The organism is Flavihumibacter cheonanensis, from assembly GCF_022352215.1.
In the GTDB taxonomy this organism is placed as follows: Bacteria; Bacteroidota; Bacteroidia; order Chitinophagales; family Chitinophagaceae; genus Flavihumibacter; species Flavihumibacter cheonanensis.
In genome coordinates this window covers 1-292 of sequence record NZ_JAKRWF010000045.1, presented here as the reverse complement: position 1 = coordinate 292, position 292 = coordinate 1, and the positions used below count along the sequence as shown (strand labels likewise).

Below are 292 nucleotides of genomic sequence, written 5' to 3'. Positions count from 1 at the left end.
GGACCGGTGATTGCCATGTAGATGGTGGCAGCGGTAACCAGCAAGCCCTGGTTGGTACAGATGTTCGACGTCGCCTTCGCGCGACGGATGTGTTGCTCGCGCGCCTGCAGGGTCAGCGTGTAGCCGATGCGTCCGTCCAGGTCGTTGGTGCGCCCGACGATGCGGCCGGGCATGTTGCGCACGATGTCCTTCTTGCAGGCCAGGAAACCGAAGTACGGCCCGCCCGAGGACATCGGCACGCCGAGCGGCTGGCCGTCGCCGCAGACGATGTCCACGCCCCTGGCGCCCCAGC

The 292-nt window shown here is 67.1% G+C and carries 1 pseudogene; it reads right to left on the bottom strand.

Annotated features, from left to right (window positions below):
• A pseudogene (locus MD536_RS21060) lies at window positions 1-292 on the bottom strand (aminomethyl-transferring glycine dehydrogenase); the annotation flags it as partial.